18 protein-coding genes and 1 pseudogene are annotated in these 19469 nt (G+C 53.3%); 9 read left to right on the top strand and 10 right to left on the bottom strand.

Annotation, left to right across the window (positions count from 1 at the left end):
- Positions 1-152: 152 nt before the first annotated feature.
- A complete protein-coding gene (gene ybbP, locus E0D98_RS12740) occupies positions 153-2567 on the bottom strand; it encodes a putative ABC transporter permease subunit YbbP (protein WP_000561845.1) in 2415 nt (804 codons plus the stop codon).
- Positions 2564-3250, bottom strand: a complete 687-nt coding sequence (gene ybbA / locus E0D98_RS12735; RefSeq protein WP_001110573.1) for a putative ABC transporter ATP-binding protein YbbA — start codon at positions 3248-3250, stop codon at positions 2564-2566. The genes ybbP and ybbA overlap by 4 nt, the downstream gene beginning before the upstream one ends.
- On the opposite strand from ybbA, the gene tesA reads away from it, so the two are divergent.
- From tesA to cnoX, 3 genes are read left to right on the top strand one after another with little or no spacing between them, the layout of a single operon-like run.
- Entirely contained in the window at positions 3221-3844 is a 624-nt protein-coding gene (gene tesA / locus E0D98_RS12730; protein WP_001295836.1) for a multifunctional acyl-CoA thioesterase I/protease I/lysophospholipase L1, read from the top strand. The genes ybbA and tesA overlap by 30 nt on opposite strands.
- Positions 3834-4643 (top strand): NADP(+)-dependent aldehyde reductase, encoded by an 810-nt coding sequence (gene ybbO, locus E0D98_RS12725; protein ID WP_000148941.1) that lies wholly within the window; start codon positions 3834-3836, stop codon positions 4641-4643. Before tesA ends, ybbO begins: the two co-directional genes overlap by 11 nt.
- A gap of 60 nt (positions 4644-4703) precedes the next feature.
- On the top strand, positions 4704-5558 hold the full coding sequence (cnoX, locus tag E0D98_RS12720; protein WP_001295322.1) for a chaperedoxin: 855 nt from the start codon (positions 4704-4706) through the stop codon (positions 5556-5558).
- A 62-nt stretch (positions 5559-5620) separates the two neighbouring features.
- On the opposite strand, the gene fetB is transcribed toward cnoX, so the two are convergent.
- The gene (gene fetB, locus E0D98_RS12715) at positions 5621-6400 is read right to left on the bottom strand and encodes an iron export ABC transporter permease subunit FetB (RefSeq protein ID WP_001297299.1); all 780 of its coding nucleotides are present in this window, start codon (positions 6398-6400) and stop codon (positions 5621-5623) included.
- A complete protein-coding gene (gene fetA / locus E0D98_RS12710; RefSeq protein WP_001157535.1) occupies positions 6387-7064 on the bottom strand; it encodes an iron ABC transporter ATP-binding protein FetA in 678 nt (225 codons plus the stop codon). Before fetA ends, fetB begins: the two co-directional genes overlap by 14 nt.
- Before the next feature lie 145 nt (positions 7065-7209).
- On the opposite strand from fetA, the gene E0D98_RS12705 reads away from it, so the two are divergent.
- Together E0D98_RS12705 and E0D98_RS12700 are read left to right on the top strand one after the other, a co-directional pair.
- The gene (locus E0D98_RS12705; RefSeq protein WP_000904502.1) at positions 7210-8127 is read left to right on the top strand and encodes an SPFH domain-containing protein; all 918 of its coding nucleotides are present in this window, start codon (positions 7210-7212) and stop codon (positions 8125-8127) included.
- Positions 8124-8582, top strand: coding sequence for an NfeD family protein (locus E0D98_RS12700; protein ID WP_000970323.1), 459 nt, complete (start codon positions 8124-8126; stop codon positions 8580-8582). The genes E0D98_RS12705 and E0D98_RS12700 overlap by 4 nt, the downstream gene beginning before the upstream one ends.
- Here the strand turns inward: E0D98_RS12700 and cueR are convergent, their stop codons facing one another.
- The 4 genes and pseudogenes from cueR to glsA all read right to left on the bottom strand — a co-directional run bounded on the left by cueR (position 8583) and on the right by glsA (position 11342).
- On the bottom strand, positions 8583-8990 hold the full coding sequence (cueR, locus tag E0D98_RS12695) for a Cu(I)-responsive transcriptional regulator (protein ID WP_001026747.1): 408 nt from the start codon (positions 8988-8990) through the stop codon (positions 8583-8585).
- Positions 8987-9084, bottom strand: a pseudogene (locus tag E0D98_RS27910) (hypothetical protein); the annotation flags it as partial. The pseudogene E0D98_RS27910 and the gene cueR, both read right to left, overlap by 4 nt.
- Positions 9085-9114: 30 nt before the next feature.
- A complete protein-coding gene (locus E0D98_RS12690; protein WP_000982172.1) occupies positions 9115-10407 on the bottom strand; it encodes an APC family permease in 1293 nt (430 codons plus the stop codon).
- Between the two features lie 2 nt (positions 10408-10409).
- The gene (gene glsA, locus E0D98_RS12685) at positions 10410-11342 is read right to left on the bottom strand and encodes a glutaminase A (protein ID WP_047087025.1); all 933 of its coding nucleotides are present in this window, start codon (positions 11340-11342) and stop codon (positions 10410-10412) included.
- 261 nt (positions 11343-11603) lie between these two features.
- On the opposite strand from glsA, the gene copA reads away from it, so the two are divergent.
- On the top strand, positions 11604-14108 hold the full coding sequence (gene copA, locus E0D98_RS12680; RefSeq protein ID WP_000083962.1) for a copper-exporting P-type ATPase CopA: 2505 nt from the start codon (positions 11604-11606) through the stop codon (positions 14106-14108).
- A 214-nt stretch (positions 14109-14322) separates the two neighbouring features.
- Here the strand turns inward: copA and E0D98_RS12675 are convergent, their stop codons facing one another.
- The gene (locus E0D98_RS12675) at positions 14323-14664 is read right to left on the bottom strand and encodes a HigA family addiction module antitoxin (RefSeq protein ID WP_001344274.1); all 342 of its coding nucleotides are present in this window, start codon (positions 14662-14664) and stop codon (positions 14323-14325) included.
- Between the two features lie 137 nt (positions 14665-14801).
- Here E0D98_RS12675 and E0D98_RS12665 point away from each other — a divergent pair, with 137 nt between their 5' ends.
- A complete protein-coding gene (locus tag E0D98_RS12665) occupies positions 14802-15596 on the top strand; it encodes a TraB/GumN family protein (RefSeq protein ID WP_000365181.1) in 795 nt (264 codons plus the stop codon).
- 203 nt (positions 15597-15799) lie between these two features.
- Positions 15800-16279 (top strand): Cys-tRNA(Pro)/Cys-tRNA(Cys) deacylase YbaK, encoded by a 480-nt coding sequence (gene ybaK / locus E0D98_RS12660; RefSeq protein ID WP_000186631.1) that lies wholly within the window; start codon positions 15800-15802, stop codon positions 16277-16279.
- A gap of 36 nt (positions 16280-16315) precedes the next feature.
- Here ybaK and ushA read toward each other — a convergent pair whose 3' ends face one another.
- Positions 16316-17968, bottom strand: a complete 1653-nt coding sequence (gene ushA, locus E0D98_RS12655) for a bifunctional UDP-sugar hydrolase/5'-nucleotidase (RefSeq protein WP_000771766.1) — start codon at positions 17966-17968, stop codon at positions 16316-16318.
- Between the two features lie 217 nt (positions 17969-18185).
- On the opposite strand from ushA, the gene fsr reads away from it, so the two are divergent.
- Positions 18186-19406 carry a fosmidomycin MFS transporter gene (gene fsr / locus E0D98_RS12650; RefSeq protein WP_001251608.1) on the top strand — a complete coding sequence of 407 codons (1221 nt, stop codon included), beginning with the start codon at positions 18186-18188 and terminating at the stop codon, positions 19404-19406.
- Positions 19407-19469: the final 63 nt, after the last annotated feature.

Here is a 19469-nt window from a genome sequence, read left to right as displayed (position 1 = left end):
ATTTAAAATTATTAAACTCCACCGATTCAGATTAATATCAGCAATAGAAAGATAGGAAATCACCAATTCAATAACATCATCAATGAAACATATTGTAGAATTAATTTAAACAAGGCGTTCCATTCAACCAGAACGCCCCTTATTTACTCTCATCACCCCGCAAACTGCCTGAACAGCGCCTTACCCTTAACCAGTCGCGCACCCAGCCAGCCGCCGAAAAGCGACAGCAGCAGCGCACCGCTGCACGGCAGAACAATCCACAATCGCCAGTCTGGCTCCCACGGGAAATCAAACACTTTCGCCTGCAACACTGCCAGTGCCGTTTCCGCACCAATTGCGGCCACCAGGCCGGAAACAAACCCAAGCATGGCGAACTCACACCACAATGTCGTGCGCAGCAGTTTTTTCCCCGCACCGAGTGTGCGCCATACCACCAGCTCCTGATGACGCTGGCGCATTCCCACCTGCACCTGTGCCAGCAACAGCAACATACCGCAGGCGGTGACCAGCACCACCATCACCTCCAGCGCCCGACTTACCTGCTCCAGCACCTGACCGACCTGTTTTAAAATCGCGCCAATATCTAACAGGCTAATGGTCGGGAACTGGCGGTTGAGTTGCGTCAACATGCCGTTGCCATTCTCCCAGCGGAAACTGGTAAGCCAGCTCTGCGGTTGCCCGTCTAATGCCCCTTCAGGGAAAATAAAATAGAAATTAGGCCGCAGACTTTCCCAGTCCACTTTGCGCAGGCTGGTCACTTTAGCGCGGAACTCCTGGGTATCGCCCATAAAAGTCACGGTATCACCGAGGGCAACGTTTAAGCGTTTCGCCAGCCCCTCTTCCATCGACACTTCATCGGCTTTTGGCGGCCAGTTACCGGCGACAATCGGATTATGATCGGGTCGCGTATTTTGCCAGGTAAGATTGAGTTCGCGGTTAAGCGCCTCATCTTCATTACCTTCTGTCGGCTTATCGTTAATCGCCGTCAGCCGCGCCCGCACTACCGGATAAAATGATTCCGGGACTATCTGATGTTCCGCGAGGAACGCTTTTAGCGGTTCTACCTGTTCTGTGGCAATGTTAATTAAAAAGTAGTTCGGGCTTTCTGGAGGTAGCTGCTGCTGCCAGCGGTCAAGCAGATCGCCACGCAATACCAGCAACAGCGCCAGCAGCATAAAGGAGAGCGAAAATGCCGAAAGCTGGCTTAATGTTGACCACGGCTGACGTAACAGGCGGCTAACCGCCAGGCGCAGAGGTAGCGATTTCAGCGTCATGCGGCGAAGTACATTCAGCATCATCCAGCCCAGCACACCGCACAGCAAAGCCAGTACTACCGCGCCCGCCAGCACCGCCCAAAGCAGCATGCTGCCACCCATTAATCCGGCGAGCAGCAGCACAACCACCACACTGACAATCGGCAGATAAAACTTCAGCGGCCAGACGTTCGCGACCACATCATTACGTAATACGCGTAAAGGCTGCGTTGCCAGCAACAAGCGGTACGGTCGTAGCCCCACCAGCAGCGAGATAACCGTCATGGTGCCCAGCGCCCATAGCCACGGCCAGAGGCTGGCTGGCGGTAGTGCAGCAGGCAGAACGGGCTTGAGCAGCACCATCAACACGTTTTCGAACAACAGGCCTATCGCCCCACCGGTAACGGCTGAAAGCGCCAGCACCAGCAACCACTGACCGACGATTAGCTTACGCAGTTGCGCTCGCCCTGCCCCCAGCGTTTTGAGGATCGCCACCAGATCGTAGCGACTGCGACAGTAATGATTCATCGCTACCGCCACTGCTGCCACTGCCAGCAGCAAGGTCAGAAGCGCCGAAAGCAGCAGGAACTGTTGCGAGCGTTCCATCGATCGCCCCAGCGCGCCTTCGTCCTGTTCCAGACCGTACCAGCGTTGTTCGGGTTTAAGCTGGGGTAACAACCATTTCTCATAGCCGTCGAGCTGGTTCTCGTTGCCGCCGAATTTATAACGCCAGGTGACCCGACTCCCCGGCTGCACGGCTCCGGTTTTATCGACATCCGCCAGATTCATCATCAGACGCGGAGCCATCTGGAAGGGGTTAAAACCGGAATCCGGTTCCTGAATCACTTCTCCGGCAATCCGCAAGGTGGCATCGCCCACGTCAATGGTGTCGCCCGTTTTCAGGTTAAGCAGCGCCATCAGGCGTGGGGCCAGCAATACGCTGCCCGCCTGCGGTTTCAGGCCAGGGGGATTAGTTTGCAGATCGCCATACATCGGGTAGATATCATCCACCGCTTTGACGTTCGCCAGCTGCGGTGTGTCGCCTGCAAATGTCATGGTGGCGAAAGTCAGCTGCTTGCCGACTTTCAGGCCGCGCTTTTGCGCTTCCTCCAGCCATGCTTGCGGCACTTCGCGCGAACTGCGCAACGCCCGATCGCCCGCCATAAACTCCCGGCTTTGTTGGCTTAAGCCCTTCTCCATGCGATCGCTGATATTGCCCAGCGCCAGCACGCAGGCCACCGCCAGGCTTAGCGCCAGCCAGACAATTAATAGCGACGGCGAACGCCATTCGCGCCAGAACCAACGTGCAATCATGCTTCCTCCTGCAACTGCCCGTTCACCAGCCGTAAGCAGCGGTCGCAGCGTGCCGCCAGTTGCAGGTCGTGGGTCACCATAATCAACGTGGTGCCATGCTCACGGTTGAGGGAAAACAGCAAGTCGGCAATTTTATCGCCCGTCTGGCGGTCAAGGTTGCCGGTGGGTTCGTCGGCAAACAGCACATCAGGTCGACCATTAAAGGCTCGCGCCAGCGCCACTCGTTGCTGTTCGCCGCCGGAAAGCTGTGCCGGAAGATGATCAAGACGTTTACCCAGCCCTAACTGTTCGAGCAACGCTTTCGCTCCGTTACGACTTTCCGCGCTACTCTCACCGCGCAGCAGCGCCGGAAGCTCGACGTTTTCCAGCGCGTTAAGGGTAGGAATTAACATAAATGACTGAAAAACAAAGCCGACGTGCTTCGCGCGCAACTTTGCCCGCGCTTCTTCGTCCATATTATGTAGCGGTTGTCCCACCAGACTCACTTCGCCACTGCTGCCGTCATCCAGCCCGGCGAGGATCGCCAGCAAGGTTGACTTACCCGATCCCGACTCGCCCACCAGTGCGATGGTCTCGCCACGTTTGACAACCAGCTCAACTCCGGTGAGGATGGAGAGTTCATGCTCCCCCTGACCGACGGACTTCTTAAGATGATGAACTTCAACAATGTTTTCCGCTGGCATTTGCCCTTCCTGTTCCTGGTCCTGTTAACCTTCCGTGCCGCCGCAGCGGACACGTTATTGATTCTGGGTGATAGCCTGAGCGCCGGGTATCGAATGTCTGCCAGCGCGGCCTGGCCTGCCTTGTTGAATGATAAGTGGCAGAGTAAAACGTCGGTAGTTAATGCCAGCATCAGCGGCGACACCTCGCAACAAGGACTGGCGCGCCTTCCGGCTCTGCTGAAACAGCATCAGCCGCGTTGGGTGCTGGTTGAACTGGGCGGCAATGACGGTTTGCGTGGTTTTCAGCCACAGCAAACCGAGCAAACGCTGCGCCAGATTTTGCAGGATGTCAAAGCCGCCAACGCTGAACCATTGTTAATGCAAATACGTCTGCCTGCAAACTATGGTCGCCGTTATAATGAAGCCTTTAGCGCCATTTACCCCAAACTCGCCAAAGAGTTTGATGTTCCGCTGCTGCCCTTTTTTATGGAAGAGGTCTACCTCAAGCCACAATGGATGCAGGATGACGGTATTCATCCCAACCGCGACGCCCAGCCGTTTATTGCCGACTGGATGGCGAAGCAGTTGCAGCCTTTAGTAAATCATGACTCATAAAGCAACGGAGATCCTGACAGGTAAAGTTATGCAAAAATCGGTCTTAATTACCGGATGTTCCAGTGGAATTGGCCTGGAAAGCGCGCTCGAATTAAAACGCCAGGGTTTTCATGTGCTGGCAGGTTGCCGAAAACCGGATGATGTTGAGCGTATGAACAACATGGGATTTACCGGCGTGTTGATCGATCTGGATTCACCAGAAAGTGTTGATCGCGCAGCAGACGAGGTGATCGCCCTGACCGATAATTGTCTGTATGGGATCTTTAACAATGCCGGATTCGGCATGTATGGCCCCCTTTCCACCATCAGCCGTGCGCAGATGGAACAGCAGTTTTCCGCCAACTTTTTCGGCGCACACCAGCTCACCATGCGCCTGTTACCCGCGATGTTACCGCACGGTGAAGGGCGTATTGTGATGACATCATCGGTGATGGGATTAATCTCCACGCCGGGTCGTGGCGCTTACGCGGCCAGTAAATATGCGCTGGAGGCGTGGTCAGACGCGCTGCGCATGGAGCTACGCCACAGCGGAATTAAAGTCAGCCTGATCGAACCCGGTCCCATTCGTACTCGCTTCACCGACAACGTCAACCAGACGCAAAGTGATAAACCAGTCGAAAATCCCGGCATCGCCGCCCGCTTTACGTTGGGACCGGAAGCGGTGGTGGACAAAGTACGCCATGCTTTTATTAGCGAGAAGCCGAAGATGCGCTATCCGGTAACGCTGGTGACCTGGGCAGTAATGGTGCTTAAGCGCCTGCTGCCGGGGCGCGTGATGGACAAAATATTGCAGGGGTGAGTTGAAGCGCGCGCTTAAGCCCCCATGTCAAAGAAAATATCGACAACAGAGAGCGACTCCATGTCCGTAGAAAATATTGTCAACATTAACGAATCTAACCTGCAACAGGTTCTTGAACAGTCGATGACCACTCCGGTGCTGTTCTATTTTTGGTCTGAACGTAGCCAGCACTGTTTGCAGTTAACCCCGATCCTGGAAAGCCTCGCGGCGCAGTACAACGGGCAATTTATTCTGGCGAAGCTGGACTGCGACGCGGAGCAGATGATTGCCGCCCAGTTTGGTCTGCGCGCGATTCCGACCGTGTATCTGTTCCAGAACGGGCAACCGGTAGATGGCTTCCAGGGGCCGCAACCGGAAGAGGCGATCCGCGCCCTGCTGGATAAAGTGCTGCCGCGCGAAGAAGAGCTGAAAGCGCAGCAGGCGATGCAACTGATGCAGGAAGGCAATTACACCGATGCCCTGCCATTGCTGAAAGACGCCTGGCAGTTGTCGAATCAGAACGGGGAGATCGGCCTGCTGCTGGCAGAAACGCTGATTGCGCTGAACCGTTCTGAAGATGCGGAAGCGGTGCTGAAAACCATTCCGTTGCAGGATCAGGACACCCGCTACCAGGGGCTGGTGGCGCAAATCGAACTGCTGAAGCAGGCGGCTGATACGCCGGAAATTCAACAGTTGCAACAGCAGGTGGCGGAGAATCCAGAAGATGCCGCACTGGCGACGCAACTGGCTCTGCAACTGCACCAGGTTGGGCGCAATGAAGAGGCGCTGGAGTTGCTGTTCGGGCATCTGCGTAAAGATCTCACCGCCGCAGACGGTCAGACGCGTAAAACGTTCCAGGAGATCCTCGCTGCGCTGGGTACGGGTGATGCACTGGCGTCGAAGTATCGCCGCCAGCTGTATGCATTGTTGTATTGATATTCCGTTGATCGGCACATGAACCACAACGCCGGATGCGATGCTGCGCATCCGGCATCGCATCATTTCTTCTTCAATTGCGTCACCACCAACTGGTGGCGCGAATTATAAAACTTACGATAGGTTAAATAGCAGGCAATAATGGTCGACAAGCTGGCGGTTGAGAGCAGCATAAAGGTCACCATAATCTGATATTTAATCGCCTTCACCGGATCAATCCCGGCAAATATCAGCCCGGACATCATTCCTGGTAAACTCACTAAGCCAACCGTTTTTGCTGAATCGACCGTCGGAATTAAAGCCGCGCGAATACTGTCGCGAATCAATATCGCTGAAGCCTGCTTCGGCGTCGCACCAAGACTCAGTTTCTCCTGAATCTGTTGCTGTTCGCTAATGACCCGTTGCCCTAAATTGTTGTAACACAACCCCACCGCTACCATGGCGTTACCGGCAATCATCCCGGCGATAGGGATCACCTGCATCGGGATAAATTCAATCGACCCAGAGAGAATCAGCACCGCCAGGGTAATTCCCGCCCCGACCGTAATGGCAATAAACGATGAGATAAAAGCTTTAGCAATATATTTACTGCGTTTTTGCGCGTTCCACGCCGCATTAAAGCAGATAAATAACACCATCAATAATGTCAGGCTGGCATCATCCACGCTGAAAATATACTTCAGCACATAGCCGACAATAATCAGCTGAATTATCGCTCGCCCGACGCTCCAGAAAATATCTTTCTCCAGCGCCAGTTTTTCTTTATGGCTAATTAAGATTGCCACCACCACCAGCATTAATGCCAGTGCCAATGATTCGTTAGTAATATTATGCGAGTTCATAGCGTGCTTCCTGCATTTCTCCGGCATGCGGTTGCAGTGTAATCACTTTATCCGCATGATTAATTTCGTCTTTATCGTGTGTCACCCACAGCACGGCAATATTTTGCTCGCGCACATAACGATGGATCATCTCATTAACGTTATGTTTATTACTTTCATCCAGCGCACTGGTGATTTCATCCAGCAATAAAACCTTCGGCATAAATTGCAGGTTACGAATCAGTGAGATGCGTTGTTTTTCACCACCAGATAGCTCGGCGATATTTTTCGTCAAAATGCTGTCCGGCAAAGCGAAGCGTTCGAGAAAATCGAGAAAAATGGCCGGGTCAGGCTGCTGGTTACGGATCTGCCAGGGAAAGATCAGATTATCGTATACCGTATCGCCAAACAGCGTCGGCGTCTGGGCGCAGTAAGAGACTTGCTGGCGGTAGATTTCTGGCTTTAGTGTGCTGACATCCTCACCTTCAAACAGTAACGTTCCGCTGGTTGGGCTGATCAATGAAGCAACTATTTTTAGCAGCGTACTTTTGCCACAACCGGAAGGACCGGTAATTAACTTAAATTCGCCAGCACGCAGCGAAAAATTGATGTTATTAAGAATCTTCGCATCACCCGCCAGATATCCTACGTTTTGTAGCTGAAGCAAAGGACTATTTTCCTGCATCACTGTTCCCTTTTTCTGATTTTTACTAAAAACAGTTTATCCTTCGCAGGAATAAGGGGGAACTCTCTTTCAGTAATCAGGTATAATTTGTTTAATCAAGCAGCAATTTTGCTGATTATGGACGGTACAACAGGAGGTTTTTCCGATGCTTATCTTTATCCCGATTCTCATTTTTGTCGCGCTGGTCATTGTCGGCGCGGGCGTCAAAATCGTGCCGCAGGGCTATCAATGGACGGTAGAACGTTTTGGTCGCTATACCAAAACGTTACAGCCGGGGCTCAGTCTGGTGGTGCCGTTTATGGATCGCATTGGTCGCAAGATCAATATGATGGAGCAAGTGCTCGATATCCCTTCCCAGGAAGTTATCTCGAAAGATAACGCCAACGTTACCATCGACGCAGTCTGTTTTATTCAGGTGATTGACGCGCCGCGCGCGGCTTATGAAGTCAGCAATCTGGAGCTGGCGATCATCAACCTGACCATGACTAACATCCGTACCGTGTTGGGTTCAATGGAACTTGACGAAATGCTCTCTCAGCGCGACAGCATCAACTCACGCCTGCTGCGTATTGTCGATGAAGCCACCAACCCGTGGGGGATTAAAGTCACCCGTATTGAAATTCGCGACGTGCGCCCACCGGCAGAGCTTATCTCTTCAATGAACGCGCAGATGAAAGCGGAACGTACCAAACGCGCTTACATTCTTGAAGCGGAAGGGATCCGTCAGGCGGAAATCCTCAAAGCCGAAGGTGAAAAACAGTCGCAAATCCTGAAAGCGGAAGGCGAACGTCAGTCGGCGTTTTTACAGGCTGAAGCGCGTGAACGTTCCGCCGAAGCAGAAGCCCGCGCCACCAAAATGGTGTCTGAAGCTATCGCCTCCGGTGATATTCAGGCGGTGAACTACTTCGTAGCGCAGAAATACACCGAAGCGTTACAGCAGATCGGTTCCTCCAGTAACAGCAAAGTAGTGATGATGCCATTAGAGGCCAGCAGCCTGATGGGGTCGATTGCCGGGATTGCCGAGCTGGTGAAAGACAGCGCCAACAAACGGACTCAGCCATGATGGAGTTAATGGTCGTTCATCCACATATTTTCTGGCTCAGTCTCGGCGGTTTGCTGCTGGCAGCCGAGATGCTGGGCGGAAATGGTTATTTGTTGTGGAGCGGCGTGGCAGCGGTGATTACCGGCCTGGTGGTCTGGCTGGTGCCGCTGGGTTGGGAGTGGCAAGGGGTAATGTTTGCCATCCTGACGCTGCTCGCCGCCTGGCTGTGGTGGAAATGGTTGTCGCGGCGGGTGCGCGAACAAAAGCACAGCGATAGTCATTTAAACCAGCGCGGGCAGCAGCTGATTGGCCGACGTTTTGTGCTGGAATCTCCGCTGGTCAACGGGCGCGGTCATATGCGCGTCGGTGACAGTTCATGGCCTGTCAGCGCCAGCGAGGATCTCGGTGCAGGTACGCATGTTGAAGTCATTGCGATAGAAGGGATAACCCTACATATCCGAGCCGTCTCGTCTTAATCACCCTGCCCGATGATGACAGCAGCCGGAGAGATTTTCGATAATCGGGCAGTCGGCGCTGTCATCGCCAGGGCAGGCATTCGCCAGTGCCAGCAGCTGGTCGCGCATGGATTGCAGCTCCTCAATGTGTCGTTCGATCTCCGCCACCTTCTCCAGCGTGCGCCGTTTGACGTCGGCGCTGTGCCGCTGCGGGTCGTTAAACAGATTCACCAGCTCGCCGCTCTCTTCCAGGTTAAAGCCCACCTGCCGTGCCTGGCGCAGTAAGGTCAGTTCGTTGAGATGCTGCTGCGTGTAGGTGCGATAACCGTTTTCGCTGCGCATCGGCGGCGTCACCAGCCCCTTCTCTTCATAGAAGCGAATGGCTTTGCTAGTCAGGCCGGTAATTTTTGCTACATCGCTGATGTTCATCGTTCGCGCAACGCCTCCTGTGCTTTGTTAAAGGGTTTCAACAGATATTCAAGCACGTTTTTTTGCCAGTGCGAATATCGACCGCCACCACAATAATACAGGAAGTACTGCGCACAGAGAGATGTTATACGGTTTTATTGCGCTTCATGACCATTGCCACAATAAGGCTGAGTAAGAGTGAGCCAATAATCCATATCAACGCACGGCTACCCTGGGACCACAGACTGTAGATAAAGCCAACGATCACCAACAACATCACCAACGTACCAACGATAAGAATCGGCAACGAGGCGTGAATATCATGACGCAGGCGGATCGCCACCACAAACACCGCCAGGTAGCAAATCAAAAAGGTGGCGCTGGCAACGCTGGCGAGTGAGCCTAAATTCAGTGCCGCCGTCATCAGCATAATCAACACCACGACAATGATGTTGCCCCAGGTACTCTGCCGCCACAGGGATTTATTCATTAGCTTCGGCAGTTCGCGTTCGCTGCCCATGTTGTCCATGATGTTAAACACGGCGAACAGGTTCGCGTTAATGGCTGAAGCCGTCGCCAGTAAAGCGCCGATGACGACGATCACATAACCCACATGTCCGAGCAGCGGAGAAGCAGCCTGCGCTACGGCGGTATCGGCATATTTTTCTAACTCTAATGCCGATACATCGCTAAGCAAAACCAGTGCCAGCGAGATATAAAGCAACGTGGTAACGCCAATCGCCACCAGAAACGCCCGTGGCATAATGACCTGCGGATCTTTCACTTTATCCGCCGCGTTCGCCATCATGCCAAAGCCCGCATAGGCAAGGAAAGTTATCCCAATACAGGAGAAGAACGCACCGGAGCTGGGGGGCGCAGAGACGGAAATATGCGCTGGTTGCAGCGACCAGACACCGGCAATAATCAGCAATAACAGGATCATCATTTTAATGCCGACGAGGATCACTTCCAGCCGCCCTACCGCATGGTTGCTTAAGGAGTTGAAAAGCGTCATCACCGCAATGATCCCCAACGCGTAGAGCAAAATAAGGTGCTCCTCCTGGCTGCCTTCATGCAAAAACTGCACGGCATAAGCGCCAAAAGCACGGGCGACCATGGCGATGCTCACCGCCAGCGTCAACAGGTACAGTAACGAGAGCGCCAGCGAAAAGACGCCGTTGCCTAATCCGCGACGAAAGAAGTCGATAATGCCGCCATTGCTGGGATAGCTCGCCCCCAGACGCGCATAGGCATAACCGGAAAACATCGCCACAATACCGCCAAAAGCAAAGGCGACCCAGGTCGAGGCTTCCATTAGCAATGCAGCCTGCCCCAGCAGCGCGAAGATCCCCGCCCCCACCATTGCCCCAATGCCGATGGAAACGACGTTCCATAGACCGAGAGGTTTGTTACCGTTATTACCTTCCGTGTTCATCATGATCAGCCCTTAAACACGTTATAGCCGAGTTGCTTAGCGACCGATGCCACCATTTTTTGACCGCGAACACTGTTGCCTTCTTCGTCCAGCGGTGGTGAGAACGCGGCAATTCCCATCACGCCAGGGACGACCGCCAGAATACCGCCACCTACACCGCTTTTGCCCGGTAAACCAACGCGATACGCCCAGTCACCGGAGCGACCATACAGCCCTTCCATCATCATTTCGGCCAGAATGTACGGCACGTTGTCGGCCTGAAGAACGCGTTCATGCGTCAGCGGATTCACACCCCCCGCCGCCAGCGTCGCGCCAAGTGTTGCCAGTTCAACAGTATTGAGGAGCGTGGAGCACTGACGGGTGTACACGTCACAGGCTTCCATTGCATCACAATAGAGATATCCGGCGGAGTACAGCAGCCAGGCAATGGCCCGGTTATGGAAGTTGGTTGTTTGTTCCGACTGGTTGACTTCGTCAGAGAGCGCTACCTGCTCACCAGCCAGTTGCTGTTGGATATGTAAAATTCGCTGCCAGCGTTGTTCAACATTTTCAGCGTTAATCAGGCTGGTGGTGGCAATGGCGCCAGCATTTACCAGTGGCGAAATCGGTTTGCCGCCATGCAACTCTAAGGCGATAACTGAGTTAAAGGGCAATCCGGTCGGGTCAGCGCCAATTTTGTCCTGTACCGCCTGCGGGCCGACATCCTCTAACGCAAGGGCTAACGTACAGACTTTCGAGATGGATTCCAGCGCAAAGCGGTAATCACTGTCACCCGCACTATAGACCTTGCCATCGCAGGTCACGATAGCCACTGCCGCCAGTTGACCAGGCACATTCGCCAGAAAGGGAATGTAGTCGGCATTTTGACCGCCGTTAAGTGAGTGAAATTGGGTGTAAGCCTGATCCACTGCCTGCTGTAATTTGTTTGCATCTAACATCTTTTGTTAACTCCTTTTTATAGATGCGGGAGGTAATTCCTCACCCCGGTGCCGATTTTGAGGCATCCTGATTTAACTTAGCACCCGCAACTTAACTACAGGAAAACAAAGAGATAAATGTCTAATCCTGATGCAAATTGAGCCAATTTTTTAATCTTTACGGACTTTTACTCGCCTGGTTTATTAATTTCTTGACCTTCCCCTTGCTGGAAGGTTTAACCTTTATCACAGCCAGTCAAAACTGTCTTAAAGGAGTGTTTTATGTCACAAACTATCGACCTGACCCTGGACGGCCTGTCCTGCGGTCACTGCGTTAAACGCGTGAAAGAAAGTCTCGAACAGCGCCCGGATGTGGAACAAGCGGATGTGTCTATCACTGAAGCGCACGTTACCGGGACTGCCAGTGCAGAACAGCTGATCGAAACCATCAAACAAGCGGGTTATGACGCATCTGTAAGCCACCCAAAGGCTAAACCGCTGGCGGAGTCATCAATCCCGTCGGAAGCACTGACAGCGGTTTCTGAGGCGCTTCCGGCAGCGACCGCCGATGACGATGACAGCCAGCAGTTGCTGCTGAGCGGCATGAGCTGCGCCAGCTGTGTCACCCGCGTACAAAATGCGCTGCAAAGCGTACCGGGCGTCACTCAGGCACGGGTAAACCTGGCGGAGCGTACTGCGCTGGTGATGGGCAGTGCCTCCCCACAAGATTTAGTGCAGGCGGTGGAAAAAGCGGGCTACGGCGCGGAAGCGATTGAAGATGACGCGAAACGCCGTGAGCGCCAGCAGGAAACCGCCGTTGCTACGATGAAGCGCTTCCGCTGGCAGGCAATTGTCGCACTGGCGGTGGGTATCCCGGTGATGGTCTGGGGGATGATTGGCGATAACATGATGGTCACCGCTGACAACCGCAGCCTGTGGTTGGTTATCGGCCTGATAACCCTGGCGGTGATGGTTTTCGCCGGCGGCCATTTTTACCGCAGTGCATGGAAAAGCCTGCTGAACGGTGCAGCGACGATGGATACGCTGGTGGCGCTGGGTACTGGCGTGGCGTGGCTCTATTCGATGAGCGTCAACCTGTGGCCGCAGTGGTTCCCGATGGAAGCGCGACATCTTTATTACGAAGCCAGCGCGATGATTATCGGTCTGATCAATCTCGGCCATATGCTGGAAGCACGCGCACGTCAGCGTTCTTCTAAGGCGCTGGAGAAATTACTCGATTTAACCCCACCGACGGCGCGCCTGGTTACTGACGAAGGTGAAAAAAGCGTGCCTCTGGCGGAAGTGCAGCCAGGTATGTTGCTGCGCCTGACGACCGGCGATCGCGTGCCGGTAGATGGCGAGATTACCCAGGGCGAAGCATGGCTGGATGAAGCGATGCTGACGGGCGAACCAATCCCGCAGCAAAAAGGCGAAGGCGAAAGCGTCCATGCCGGGACAGTGGTACAGGACGGTAGCGTGCTGTTTCGTGCCAGTGCGGTTGGCAGCCATACCACGCTGTCACGGATCATTCGCATGGTGCGCCAGGCCCAGAGCAGCAAGCCAGAAATCGGTCAGCTGGCGGATAAAATCTCAGCCGTATTTGTACCTGTGGTGGTGGTGATTGCGCTGGTCAGTGCGGCAATCTGGTACTTCTTTGGTCCGGCACCGCAAATTGTTTATACCCTGGTGATTGCCACCACGGTACTGATTATCGCCTGTCCGTGTGCGCTGGGGCTGGCGACGCCGATGTCGATTATTTCCGGCGTCGGGCGGGCGGCTGAGTTTGGCGTGCTGGTGCGGGACGCCGACGCGCTGCAACGCGCCAGTACACTCGATACCGTCGTGTTCGATAAAACCGGGACGCTGACCGAAGGGAAGCCGCAGGTTGTCGCAGTGAAAACGTTTGCTGATGTTGATGAAGCGCAGGCATTGCGTCTGGCGGCGGCACTGGAGCAAGGTTCCAGCCATCCGCTGGCACGGGCGATCCTCGATAAAGCAGGTGATATGCAGCTGCCGCAGGTCAACGGTTTCCGCACATTGCGCGGGCTGGGCGTGAGCGGTGAAGCTGAAGGTCATGCGTTATTGCTGGGCAATCAGGCGCTGTTAAATGAGCAACAGGTTGGTACCAAAGCTATCGAAGCGGAGATTACTGCTCAGGCATCGCAAGGGGCAACGCCTGTGCTGCTGGCGGTTGACGGGAAAGCGGTAGCCCTGCTGGCAGTACGCGATCCATTGCGTAGTGATAGCGTGGCGGCGCTGCAACGCCTGCATAAAGCGGGATATCGTCTGGTGATGTTGACCGGGGATAACCCAACCACCGCCAATGCGATCGCCAAAGAAGCCGGGATTGATGAAGTGATCGCCGGGGTGCTGCCGGACGGTAAAGCCGAAGCGATTAAACGCCTGCAAAGTGAAGGACGTCAGGTGGCAATGGTGGGCGACGGCATTAACGACGCGCCAGCGCTGGCCCAGGCGGATGTCGGCATTGCGATGGGTGGCGGCAGTGATGTTGCCATTGAAACCGCGGCGATTACCCTGATGCGCCATAGCCTGATGGGCGTTGCGGATGCGCTCGCGATTTCCCGCGCAACGCTGCGCAACATGAAGCAGAACCTGCTCGGTGCCTTTATCTACAACAGCATCGGTATTCCGGTCGCCGCCGGTATTTTGTGGCCGTTTACTGGAACACTGCTTAACCCGGTAGTTGCCGGAGCGGCAATGGCGCTCTCGTCGATTACCGTAGTGAGTAACGCCAACCGGTTGCTGCGGTTTAAACCGAAGGAATAAGTACGTCATTGCGGATGCGCTGCTTTAGGGCGGCGCATTTGGCATCGACGCATGACTGCCGGATGCGGCGTAAACGCCTTATCCGGCCTACGGTTCAGGCACAGGTTTGTAGGCCTGATAAGACGGGTAAGCGTCGCATCAGGCAATGGTGCTCGGATGCCGGATGCGGCGTGAACGCCTTATCCGGCCTACGAGATGAAGCGATGTTTTGGCCTTACGCGACCTTTTTTGCACGCTCTTCACGGCGTGCCAAATATTCAGCCACTGTTTCAATCCGTCCCAATTCTTCCTGGGTGCGCATGTTGTTTTCAACTTCCCAAAGATCAACTGCCGCCTGGAGGTTTAGCCTAAAATCGACTGTGGTATCAAAAACTTTCGCCAGACGGAATGCCATCTCAGTGGTGAGTTTACGATTGTTATTGATCAGTGCACTGACGCTATTACGATGAACATGCAGCAACTCTGCTAACTCATTGATTTTCAAATCGAGCGGTTCCAGATATTCATAGAGAAGAATATCTCCGGGTGTCGTCGGTTTTCTTGTTGCCTGTTTCATGGTTTTTAACTGTTGCTTCCCTGTGAATAGCGATGCAAGAACATACTGAATCATACAAACACATTAAACAAGTCCCCAACTCCATTTGCGCCATCCCTCACCGCGCGCTAGCATGATATTTCACAAAGGGAGGTCGTATGGATCTGTTGTACCGGGTAAAAACGCTTTGGGCCGCGCTGCGCGGTAATCATTACACCTGGCCTGCCATCGATATCACCCTTCCCGGCAATCGCCATTTTCATCTGATTGGCAGTATTCATATGGGTAGCCACGATATGGCTCCCCTGCCCACCCGTTTGCTCAAAAAGCTCAAAAACGCCGATGCGCTGATCGTCGAGGCGGATGTTTCCACCAGCGATACGCCTTTTGCTAATTTGCCTACTTGCGAGGCGCTGGAAGAGCGCATTAACGAGGAGCAACTCCAAAATCTGCAGCACATTAGCCAGGAGATGGGCATTTCTCCGTCGCTCTTTTCTACTCAACCGCTGTGGCAAATCGCGATGGTTCTTCAGGCGACGCAGGCACAAAAACTGGGGCTGCGGGCAGAATACGGTATCGATTACCAGTTATTGCAGGCGGCGAAGCAACAACATAAACCCGTGATTGAACTGGAAGGGGCTGAAAACCAGATTGCCATGTTGCTCCAGCTCCCTGACAAAGGACTGGCGCTGCTGGACGATACGCTGACCCACTGGCATACCAACGCACGGTTGCTGCAACAAATGATGAGCTGGTGGCTGAATGCACCGCCGCAAAATAATGATATAACGCTGCCCAATACGTTCAGTCAGTCGCTGTACGATGTGCTGATGCATCAGCGAAATCTCGCCTGGCGGGATAAATTACGCGCCATGCCGCCGGGGCGATATGTGGTCGCGGTCGGTGCACTACACCTGTATGGAGAAGGGAATTTGCCGCAAATGTTGCGCTAAAAAAATGGCCAATATCGCTATTGGCCCGTCAAAGAGGAATTTCATTTTTTTATTATTATGCCGTCACTTTAAGCGACGGTGTAACTCGATTGTCGCTCAATCTCACCATCCTGCCAATACTCTTAGGCAAGATGACTCTTTTTTTTGGACCGCCATCAGGCGTATGCTTGCTTCGTTTTTTTGTTTAAGGCAGGAAAATTACCATGACACCCGCAGTTAAATTACTCGAAAAAAACAAGATTTCGTTTCAAATCCATACCTACGAGCACGATCCGGCTGAAACCAATTTTGGCGATGAAGTCGTCAAAAAATTAGGTTTGAATCCGGATCAGGTCTACAAAACGCTGCTGGTGGCAGTGAACGGTGATATGAAACACCTTGCCGTGGCCGTTACGCCGGTCGCAGGTCAACTGGATCTTAAAAAAGTAGCAAAAGCGCTGGGTGCCAAGAAAGTTGAGATGGCCGATCCGATGGTCGCGCAGCGTTCGACGGGATACCTGGTTGGGGGGATTAGCCCACTGGGGCAGAAAAAACGTCTGCCAACGATTATCGACGCCCCCGCACAAGAATTTGCCACTATTTATGTTTCCGGCGGCAAGCGCGGACTGGATATCGAACTGGCGGCAGGCGATCTGGCAAAGATCCTCGATGCCAAATTTGCTGATATCGCCCGCCGCGATTAAGCATTGTGCCGGATGCAAACATCCGGCACTTTCGGATTACTGCCAGCTCACCTCACCTTTCGGTTCATAAACACTCACATCCAGCGGCGAGCTTTTCTGGATATACGCTTTCAGCACTTCGGCATCAATAAAGCCGGTATTCACATAGCCCGGTTTGTTATCAAGGCGCGGATATCCATCACCGCCGGTGGCATTGAAGTTTAATGTCGCCATACGGTAAGTTTTCGCCGGATCGACCGGTTCGCCTTTGATTTTAAGGTCGTTCAGTTTGCCGTCTTTCGCCACAAAGCTAACGTTGGCAAATTGCGGGTAGGCACCTGAATCTGGCTTCATCTGCGCGACGGCGGTCAGGTAATCAATCACCTCTTTACCGGTCATGTCGGCATACACCACCACATTGCCGAATGGCTGCACTTTCAGCACGTTTTTATAGCTGATATCGCCTGCTTCGATAGAATCACGAATTCCGCCTCCGCTCATCACCGCAAAGTCGGCACCAGTGCGATCCATTTGGGCTGCCAGAATCAACCGCCCCATATTGGTCTGTACAAAACGCACTTTGTCACGATCGCCTTCCAGACGACCATTGGTTTCGCCTATTTTCACTTCCAGCTGCGCTTTGCCTTTGTTCTGGAACGGTGATAACAGCGAGATCATTTGCTGGTTTTCAGCGATTTCAGGAGTGTAAAGCACGCGCTCGCTTTTCCCGTCTTCCCAGGTCACTTTCTTCTTCAGGTTCACCGGAATCAGCTGGTAGTTAACCATTTTCATTTCGCCATTACGAAACTCAAAATCAGCCCGTCCCACGTATTTGCCCCACTCATGCGCCTGCACAATCCAGATGCCGTTTTGTTGATCTGGCTTGCATGGCGTACCCGGCACGTAATCGACCTGTTTTTTGTTTTCTGCCGCCATGCAGACCGGATCTTGCGAGTGACCACCGACGATCATCGCCAGCGATCCGGCAGGCAGCGCGCGTGCCATCTCCACATCGCCCGGTGCGTTAGAGCCGTGCTCACCATTATCGTAATGCCCCATATGGGTCGCCGCGATAATAATGTCTGGCTTTTCTGTCTGTTGCAGCTCCTGAATCACCAGCTTCGCTTCATCGGCGGGCTTACGAAATTCGACATCAGTGAAGTATTCCGGGTTACCAATTTTTGCTGTGTCATCGGTTGTCAGCCCAATGACGGCAATTTTCAGATCCTGACGCTTAAACAGCGCCCACGGTTTAAACAGGCGCTCGCCAGTACTTTTCTGGTAGATATTCGCGGAAAGCAACGGGAACTTGGCCCACTTTTCCTGCTGGCGTAATACGGTGAGCGGATTATCAAATTCATGATTACCGATCGCCATCGCGTCATAGCCCACCAGATTCATACCGCGAAAATCAGGTTCGGCATCCTGTAAGTCAGACTCGGGCACGCCAGTGTTAATGTCGCCACCGGAAAGTAGCAGCACGCTACCGCCTTCAGCCGCAACCTCTTTGCGGATACCATCCACCAGCGTTTTTTGCGCCGCCAGACCATATTCGCCATATTCATTGCGCCAAAAATGCCCATGATGATCATTGGTATGCAGAACTGTAATTTTGTAGGTTTTATCCTGCTCATACGCCAGAGCAGTTTCACTCGCCAGTGTAAATGTGGTTAACAGCGCTAACGCCACGCCCCGCTGCAATAATTTCATACTTCTCTCCCTGACCTGATTTCAACGTGTTGAAAAATAGTATGACGCGACATCATAGACAAGTCTGCGTCCGGTGAAGATAAATCTGCATCCAGATTAGAAATTCTGTATTCGGCGTTGAGACTTCCTTCAGGCGACGCATACAGGTATGTTAGTCGGGTAATAATCACAAATAAGATCATTCTTTACATCGCAACCCTGAAAAAGTGACTTTCCTATGGCAATGAGTGAACAACCCCAGCCTGTGGCGGGCGCGGCTGCGTCAACGACCAAGGCCCGAACATCGTTTGGTATTTTAGGTGCTATCAGCCTCTCACATCTGCTGAACGACATGATCCAATCGCTGATTCTGGCGATTTATCCGCTGCTTCAGTCAGAATTTTCTCTGACATTTATGCAGATTGGCATGATAACCCTCACCTTCCAGCTCGCCTCTTCGCTACTGCAACCAGTGGTCGGCTACTGGACCGATAAATATCCGATGCCGTGGTCGTTGCCAATTGGCATGTGCTTTACCTTAAGTGGTCTGGTGCTGCTTGCGCTGGCGGGCAGTTTTGGCGCAGTTCTGCTGGCGGCGGCGCTGGTCGGTACCGGTTCATCGGTCTTTCATCCGGAATCTTCTCGCGTAGCCCGTATGGCTTCCGGCGGGCGGCATGGCCTGGCGCAATCTATCTTTCAGGTCGGCGGCAACTTTGGCAGTTCCCTGGGACCCTTGCTGGCGGCGGTGATTATCGCGCCTTATGGCAAAGGCAACGTTGCCTGGTTTGTGCTTGCGGCACTGCTGGCGATCGTGGTGTTGGCGCAAATCAGCCGTTGGTACTCGGCACAGCACCGAATGAATAAAGGAAAACCCAAAGCGACGATTATCAATCCACTGCCGCGCAACAAAGTGGTACTGGCGGTCAGCATTCTGTTAATCCTCATTTTCTCGAAATATTTCTATATGGCGAGCATCAGCAGCTATTACACCTTTTATCTGATGCAAAAATTCGGATTATCTATCCAGAATGCTCAGCTTCATCTGTTTGCCTTCCTGTTTGCCGTTGCGGCAGGTACGGTGATCGGCGGGCCTGTAGGGGATAAAATTGGGCGGAAATATGTGATTTGGGGCTCTATCCTCGGCGTTGCGCCGTTTACGCTGATTTTACCCTACGCCAGCCTGCACTGGACGGGGGTTTTAACGGTGATTATTGGATTTATCCTCGCTTCGGCATTCTCTGCCATTCTGGTTTACGCTCAGGAGCTGCTTCCGGGACGTATCGGTATGGTTTCTGGACTCTTTTTCGGTTTTGCTTTTGGTATGGGAGGTCTGGGAGCGGCAGTTCTGGGGCTTATCGCCGATCACACCAGTATCGAGTTAGTCTATAAAATCTGTGCTTTCCTGCCACTATTGGGGATGTTGACCATATTCCTGCCTGATAACCGGCATAAAGACTGATTTCATTGCAGCCAAAGGCAAACTTTGGCTGCATCGTTTTACAGTCGCCATAAGCCTTTCCTC

Origin of the sequence: Escherichia sp. KCJ4928 (assembly GCF_004352695.1) — a bacterium.
Classification (GTDB): domain Bacteria; phylum Pseudomonadota; class Gammaproteobacteria; order Enterobacterales; family Enterobacteriaceae; genus ECMA0423.
The sequence above is the reverse complement of the archived record's forward strand: the minus strand, read 5'-3'. Positions and strand labels throughout refer to the sequence as shown.

What these genes read in the sequence shown, in the direction of transcription:
- fsr (WP_001251608.1), top strand. Translation starts at nt 18,186, where the DNA reads ATGGCAATGAGTGAACAACCCCAGCCTGTGGCGGGCGCGGCTGCGTCA.
- ybbP (WP_000561845.1), bottom strand. Translation starts at nt 2,567, where the DNA reads ATGATTGCACGTTGGTTCTGGCGCGAATGGCGTTCGCCGTCGCTATTA.
- E0D98_RS12705 (WP_000904502.1), top strand. Translation starts at nt 7,210, where the DNA reads ATGCTTATCTTTATCCCGATTCTCATTTTTGTCGCGCTGGTCATTGTC.
- ybbO (WP_000148941.1), top strand. Translation starts at nt 3,834, where the DNA reads ATGACTCATAAAGCAACGGAGATCCTGACAGGTAAAGTTATGCAAAAA.
- tesA (WP_001295836.1), top strand. Translation starts at nt 3,221, where the DNA reads ATGAACTTCAACAATGTTTTCCGCTGGCATTTGCCCTTCCTGTTCCTG.
- copA (WP_000083962.1), top strand. Translation starts at nt 11,604, where the DNA reads ATGTCACAAACTATCGACCTGACCCTGGACGGCCTGTCCTGCGGTCAC.
- cnoX (WP_001295322.1), top strand. Translation starts at nt 4,704, where the DNA reads ATGTCCGTAGAAAATATTGTCAACATTAACGAATCTAACCTGCAACAG.
- ybaK (WP_000186631.1), top strand. Translation starts at nt 15,800, where the DNA reads ATGACACCCGCAGTTAAATTACTCGAAAAAAACAAGATTTCGTTTCAA.
- ushA (WP_000771766.1), bottom strand. Translation starts at nt 17,968, where the DNA reads ATGAAATTATTGCAGCGGGGCGTGGCGTTAGCGCTGTTAACCACATTT.
- cueR (WP_001026747.1), bottom strand. Translation starts at nt 8,990, where the DNA reads ATGAACATCAGCGATGTAGCAAAAATTACCGGCCTGACTAGCAAAGCC.
- E0D98_RS12700 (WP_000970323.1), top strand. Translation starts at nt 8,124, where the DNA reads ATGATGGAGTTAATGGTCGTTCATCCACATATTTTCTGGCTCAGTCTC.
- fetB (WP_001297299.1), bottom strand. Translation starts at nt 6,400, where the DNA reads ATGAACTCGCATAATATTACTAACGAATCATTGGCACTGGCATTAATG.
- E0D98_RS12665 (WP_000365181.1), top strand. Translation starts at nt 14,802, where the DNA reads ATGGATCTGTTGTACCGGGTAAAAACGCTTTGGGCCGCGCTGCGCGGT.
- ybbA (WP_001110573.1), bottom strand. Translation starts at nt 3,250, where the DNA reads ATGCCAGCGGAAAACATTGTTGAAGTTCATCATCTTAAGAAGTCCGTC.
- E0D98_RS12690 (WP_000982172.1), bottom strand. Translation starts at nt 10,407, where the DNA reads ATGATGAACACGGAAGGTAATAACGGTAACAAACCTCTCGGTCTATGG.
- fetA (WP_001157535.1), bottom strand. Translation starts at nt 7,064, where the DNA reads ATGCAGGAAAATAGTCCTTTGCTTCAGCTACAAAACGTAGGATATCTG.
- glsA (WP_047087025.1), bottom strand. Translation starts at nt 11,342, where the DNA reads ATGTTAGATGCAAACAAATTACAGCAGGCAGTGGATCAGGCTTACACC.
- E0D98_RS12675 (WP_001344274.1), bottom strand. Translation starts at nt 14,664, where the DNA reads ATGAAACAGGCAACAAGAAAACCGACGACACCCGGAGATATTCTTCTC.